We start from the raw sequence: 5,985 nt of genomic DNA on the forward strand, positions 1-5,985 counted from the left end.
GAACCACGCCACCAGCTCCCGCTGCACGCCCCAATCTCCGCGGAGCGGGTTCGGCTGAAACCAAAGCAAGCTCATCAAGCCCTGCGGCGGCATCTTTATCCTTCACGGGCGGCGGTATTAGTGGACGCGGCGACCAAAAATGCGTTGCCTATCAACAATAGTGGACACACCGCAATTCCTTGCCGCCTGGTCAATTTGGTATCCCTTCCCTGCCCGGCTCGCCCAGTTAGTGAATGGTGGGGTAGTCATACTTTTTGTGCAAAATCTTACGGTTTCCCCGCAAAGCCTTTCTTTATAAGGCGCTCCGGGCAAAGCAGACAGCTGCCTGCTGCCCTCAAGTGACTTCGGGAGTACCATGTCCGCCCGCGATTTCGGATCGTGTCACCTGGATGGGGCGGAAGATGCCGGGCTTGGAATTTCGTTATGTGGGAAAAGACAGCTTGCCTTTCAAGATCCGCTTCCTGAAGGGCCTCGGCGCGCATACTTGGGCGTTTGATGCCATTCCGATCGAGAAACAGCGCGCCTGTGGCCAGCGTATCCAGGCTCGCCGTCCCGTTTTCGCTGTCAGGGGAGTACAGATGCGGATTGGTCGCCAGTTCTCAGGCGAGGTCCAGTTGGAGTTCCTCACCGGGCGTCCGTACCTGGTACCCCATCGCCCGGTAGCCACGCTGGCGCCGTTCCCACATGCGCAGCAGCGCGGAATGGCCGGCATCGACATAGTCCAGCACCCGCACGCTCGACTTGGTCGCGTGCTCGCGGTGCAGCCGGCCGGCATACTGCTGCAGCGTGCCCTTCCAGGAAATCGGCATTGCCAGCACCAGCGTATCCAGAGCCGGATGGTCGAACCCTTCGCCAATGAGCTTGCCGGTCGCCAGAACAACCCGGGGCACATCGTCGGCGAGCGCGTTCAGCGCTACGAGCTGCGCGGCGCGCTCCTTTCTTGCCAGGCGCCCATGCAGCACGAACAGCGGCTGCACGGAGGCGCCAAGCGCTTGCCGAAGGTTCTCCAGATGGTCCGTCCGCTCGGTCAGCACCAGCACCTTGCGCCCCTGCCGGTATTGCGCGGTGATGTCCGCGGCAATCCGTCCGGTGCGTTGGACATCGTTGACCAGACGTCCGAAGACGTCCTGGATCGGCGCGTCGGCCGGCATGTCGACGGCGGTCGTGAGCCGGTGCGGAAACACCTCGAGCACCTGCGGCGCACCCGGGGCCAAAGGAGCCACATGCCGGATCGGGCCGCACAGCATGAACATCACCGGCTGCTGGCTGTCGCGCCGCACCGGTGTCGCGGTGAGCCCCAGCACATAGCGCGCGTGAACGGCCTTGAGCACGGCTTCGAAGGAGTCGGCCGACACGTGGTGGCACTCGTCGACAATGACGTGCCCGTAACGCCGCAGCCAGTCGCCGCGTGGGCCGTCCGGCGACACCGACTGGAACATCGCGATATCGATCTGGCCGGTGGGCCGCAGCTTGCCTCCGCAAATCGTGCCGAGGCAGCGCGGCTCGAGCGCAAGAAATGTCTGCAGGCGCTCGCGCCATTGCTCGAGCAGCTCCCTACGGTGCACGAGGACGAGCGTATTGGCGCCGCGTCGGGCGATCATCGCGGCCGCCGTCACGGTCTTGCCAAAGGCGGTTGGCGCATGCAGGATGCCGGTGTCGTGCCGCAGAAGGTCCGCGATGGCAGCCTGCTGGTCGGCACGCAACGTGCCGGCGAACGACACCGCAAGCGGCTCCCCGGCGCAGCGCTCGTCGCGCAGGTCGCAGGCGATGTCATTGTCGCGCAACAGCGCCAGGACATCGTCCAGACAACCGCGCGGCAACGCCACGTGGCTCGGAAAATTCTCGGCGCGGCCAACAATGCGCGGGATGTTCCAGACGCTGACGCCGCGCGCCTGGGCCCGGTAAAACTCCGGATTCTGAAACGCGGCCATCCGGATGAGCCGGTTGAGCAGCGTCTGCGGAATCGGCGCCTTCTCGAAGTAGAGCTGGTTGGCGAGCGTCAAGGTCAGGGACGCCGGCATCGGTCCGCTCAGCCGCCCGGGCCGGACTGGTGGCGGTTTCCAGGGTTCGGCCTGGTCCTCTTCGGCAATGAAGGCGACATCGAGCGGGTGGGCGCCGCCGGTGGCGCGGAAAATCACGCCCTCGATATCGCCACCGTGTATGGTTTGGATGGACGCTAGGTAATCCCACTGGTCGGCATAGGGCTGGAAATCGTCATCGACGAACACGCTGCAGCCACACTCGCGCGGCTGCTTTTGCAGTGGCAACGCAATCAGGTTGCCGAAGCCGCCCTTGGGCAGCACGTCCTGATTCGGAAAGAGCCGGTCGTAGGACGACAGTTCCAGTTGCCGGCTGCGGGCACAGGTGTGACTGAGGATCGCTGAGCCCAGCCGTCGCGCATCGCGTGCGGTGACCGCTAACGTGAAGAAAATCCAGACATGGGCGCCATTGCCCGATCGCGAAATCTCGAGCGATACCGGAACTTCCAGTTCACGACAGGCCTGACAGAAGGCACGCGCATCTTCGCGCCAGCCGTCCTTGTCAAAATCGACCGCAAGAAAATAGCAGGTGCCATTCGGCAGCAACGGATAGAGGCCTACCGTGAGTTCGCCCGTCAGATGCCGCCGGATTACCTGGTCATCCAGCGGTAGAAACACGCGAGGATGGCATTCCTGACAATTGCTTCGATGATGCCTTTCGCAAGGACCAGTATGCTGGCCTACGCACGCTGGCGCATAGCCAGGCAGGCCCGTCTTCCGGCTTTCAAAGCGGATGGCATAGACATCTGTGCGACCCCGGAAACGCTGCCGGAACAACTGCACCTTCTGCTGGGGCGAGAGCGTGACTGTGTCCTGGGTTCGTGCCGGCCTGTGCCGCTCTGTCTGCGCGGGTTCGACGGCCAGTGGGACATGTGCCGGCACTAACGCGGCAAGCCTGGCATTTTCTGCTCGCAAACGTGCCACCTCGGCGAGCAATTCCTCCCGCGTCAACTCCTTCAAGACTTCGTCCCGCTGCTTCATCTCACTAAAGGTGTCATCGGCATCACCCTTCGTCGGTCAATACCACCGACTTGGCGCGATTGATCGGTTCGAGGATGAAGCCGTCTCGTGCAGCCGGTTCATAGGCACGGCTCTGATTACAAAGATTCAGGGCTTCAGGTACAGCTTCATCGACCGCCTCGGTATTGATATCCATCACGTCACCTTTCGTCATCAGTCTCTCGCTCCTGGACGTTCACCCGGTATGGCCCAGCGCCAGGTTGTCCTCCCTGTTCGGGGACGGACTCAAGCCGTTCGAGGTTGCGCAGATCCTCCTTGCGTTGCCGCACGCGCCGCTCGTAGCTTGCCTGATTCTTGGTGCAGATCAGACTGTAGGGTCTTCCGACCCTGCTTGTGGCGCAATCTACATCGCAACCATGTACGGTGATGGCGCTCTCAACATGGCGGCGATCTTTCTCGGCGGCCTTAAATACCCACTCCCTGCGCGTGGGATCCACCAGGAACCGGCCGAGCCCGGCGCAATGGGCGCAACGGCAGAGGATTGGATTCGCCCGCGCGAAATCCGGCGGTGGTGCCAATGGCGGGGCAATACGGATGCGCAGATGTGCCAGAGCGGCGCTACGCAGGCGCTGCACCGATGCGCTCTTCACTGTCGGTCCGCGTTCGCTCAGCGTCAGGATGGCCGGGACCACAATGGCGTCCAGGTCAAACGAAGCCGGATACGCCAGGACATGCCCCACAACAAGGTCGGCCAGTAATGGCGCGTCAATGCGCGCGAGGGCAGTGAGCAGATCTTCGATCAGGCTTGGCGTGATCGGATCCGGGGGAAGGAAATGGTCGGGTCGGGCGGAGGTGCGTTGCCCTGTCAGCGTTTGGACGAGCGTCGTGGCTGCCGGGTGAAGAAGTACAGGAGAATTTCCGAACTGGTCACTTTCGCCGATCCGCGCCAGTAGACCGGCGCAGGCACCGGGCATCATCTGCGCGTTCCAGGCGATGATCTGTTCCACGAGTTCGGACGCCCGCTGCGGCAGGAGAAGGCCGGCTGCGCGCGTCAGTGCCTCGTTCTCGCTGCCGTGATACATCCACTTGGCCGGCATGATGTCCAGCAGGGTGTCGAGGTGCGCGGTGTCGCGTAGCTGCGTTAGGCTCGCCACCATGCAAATGACCTGGTCCCCGTTACCATAGTAACCACGCGATGCCGGCCAGTCGCGCAGCATGTAGCCGGCGAGCGTATGCGCATCGTGCCATTGGGGCGAGGCCTGACTCTCCCCACTCTGTTCCCAACGAGCGGCCAGATCACTCAGGTACGGCAGGGTCACGCCCAAACCTGCTTGATGAATCACGGCAAGTCGTCGCGTCCGGGGCCATAGCACAAAGGCCGCCCGCCGGTAGGTCCGCTCAAAGGTCGCGCCCTCGTTGCCGGTGGCCTCGTGGAAATGCTGTTCGTCAGGCTCCAATTCGTCGAAGCTTCCCGGTGGACAGAGTTCGTCTTCCTCGAAAGGCAGGGCAGTGATGGCCGGCTTGCTGCCATCGGGCTGCCGCCAGTCCGAGATCGTCAGCGTCCGCTCGATGAGTTCGCCGATCTCGAAGTCATCGTCGTATCCATCCTCATCGTCCTCATATCGGTCGCGGTACCATCGGCTTCGTCTGCGCGAGGCATAACCGGCATATTCCGCGGTCCCCGTTTCCTCGATCGACACCAGCGCCAGGTGAAGGTCGCACTCAGCTTCGTTTGCGGCGCGAATGAGTACACCAGCGGCGGCGGCATCTGCATTTTTCAAAGCGTCAAATGCCAGTTCTGCCGGCGTATAGGCGTGCTCCAGCGGATAGATCAGCTTGTTTGGTGAGTCGTCATCGGGCGAATCCTTGTTTGCGACCCAACGCCGCAGCAGCGCCGTGATCACTGACAGTTCGCCGCCATAGTCCGGTGGCGCGGAAGGCTGGCGCCGGCCAGCGCGGGCCAGGTTGTAAATGAGGACCAGCCGGTAACCCGAGGTAACCGGACGCACCTCATGCACACAGTCCGCGTAGAACGCCGCGAACGACACCGTGGCCGAGTCGGACCCGCCCAGATCGAGGCAGACTTCGCGTCCCCGGTGGCGGACAATGAGTTCCCCGCCGCTGCTGACCGAGGGCAGCGCCACCACGAGGGTGGCGAACATCCCCGGAATTTTCTCCGTGTCGCGATGCTCGACGAAAAAGCTGCCGGTATCATAGATCAGCAGCTTGTACAGTTCTGCCGTTACGGGTTCGGTCACCCCCAGCCCTGCCGCCACTTGGCCAATCATCGCATGCAGGGTCTTGGGCCAGCTTTGCCCGGCAAGGTGGACGCCGCCAGCATCAATCTGCCAAGTCCGGCGAACCTCGGTATCTACGAGCGTTTCCTCTCCGCGACCGTAGGGTGCCCGCTCCGCAACGGCGACAAGCTGTTCGCCCTGCACGGAAAGCAGTGGCAGCGCGATGCGGCCAACGCCATCTACTTCCAGATTGGGCATGACGATTTCGGACCTGCCCGAGGCACAGAAATCCCCGTGGCAACGAATGGTCGGAATTATCTTTGCCAGGTCGCGAGTGATCGCACGCTTCAAACTGCTTCTCCTATGTTTCATGGTTTCAGGAACGGCCCACCTTCCGCCAGGGCGTGGCGTCGAGTAGCACTTCTCGTACCGGTCGATCGGAAAGTTGAGGGTTCCCCGAAAATTCACGTACCCAAAATGGGGGTTGTAAGCCGGAACCGCCGAAAATTCCGTCGCCCGTCCCGACCATCAACCCGCAAACTGCTTGATCCGATCGGCTAGGTGTCCGAACGCTTCGTTCACGTACTCCAATGCTCTAGGTTCAGCACCCTGCGCGCGTAGAGCGCTCTTGAAGCTGTCCAGTTCGGACAGCCATTTCCGATGCAGCTGACCCAACTCGTTGACTTGCGGCTGGAAGCCTTGCAGGTTGCCGCTTCCACGAAACGCTTGATAGCCGCGCTCAAGGGTTG

3 protein-coding genes and 1 pseudogene are annotated in these 5,985 nt (G+C 62.4%); all 4 read right to left on the bottom strand.

Going from position 1 to position 5,985, the window contains the following annotated elements; translation table 11 throughout:
• Nucleotides 1–599 precede the first annotated feature (599 nt).
• Nucleotides 600–3,020: a DEAD/DEAH box helicase family protein gene (locus A3A5_RS0111390; RefSeq protein ID WP_051108513.1), complete on the bottom strand. Its 2,421-nt coding sequence runs from the start codon at nt 3,018–3,020 to the stop codon at nt 600–602.
• A 22-nt stretch (nt 3,021–3,042) separates the two neighbouring features.
• Nucleotides 3,043–3,213 carry a hypothetical protein gene (locus A3A5_RS43210; RefSeq protein ID WP_156914536.1) on the bottom strand — a complete coding sequence of 57 codons (171 nt, stop codon included), beginning with the start codon at nt 3,211–3,213 and terminating at the stop codon, nt 3,043–3,045.
• Nucleotides 3,200–5,587 carry a 2OG-Fe(II) oxygenase gene (locus tag A3A5_RS0111405; RefSeq protein WP_018310700.1) on the bottom strand — a complete coding sequence of 796 codons (2,388 nt, stop codon included), beginning with the start codon at nt 5,585–5,587 and terminating at the stop codon, nt 3,200–3,202. The genes A3A5_RS43210 and A3A5_RS0111405 overlap by 14 nt, the downstream gene beginning before the upstream one ends.
• A 177-nt stretch (nt 5,588–5,764) precedes the next feature.
• Nucleotides 5,765–5,985 (bottom strand): annotated as a pseudogene (locus A3A5_RS0111410) (transposase); the annotation flags it as partial.

The organism is Cupriavidus sp. UYPR2.512, from assembly GCF_000379565.1.
Classification (GTDB): domain Bacteria; phylum Pseudomonadota; class Gammaproteobacteria; order Burkholderiales; family Burkholderiaceae; genus Cupriavidus.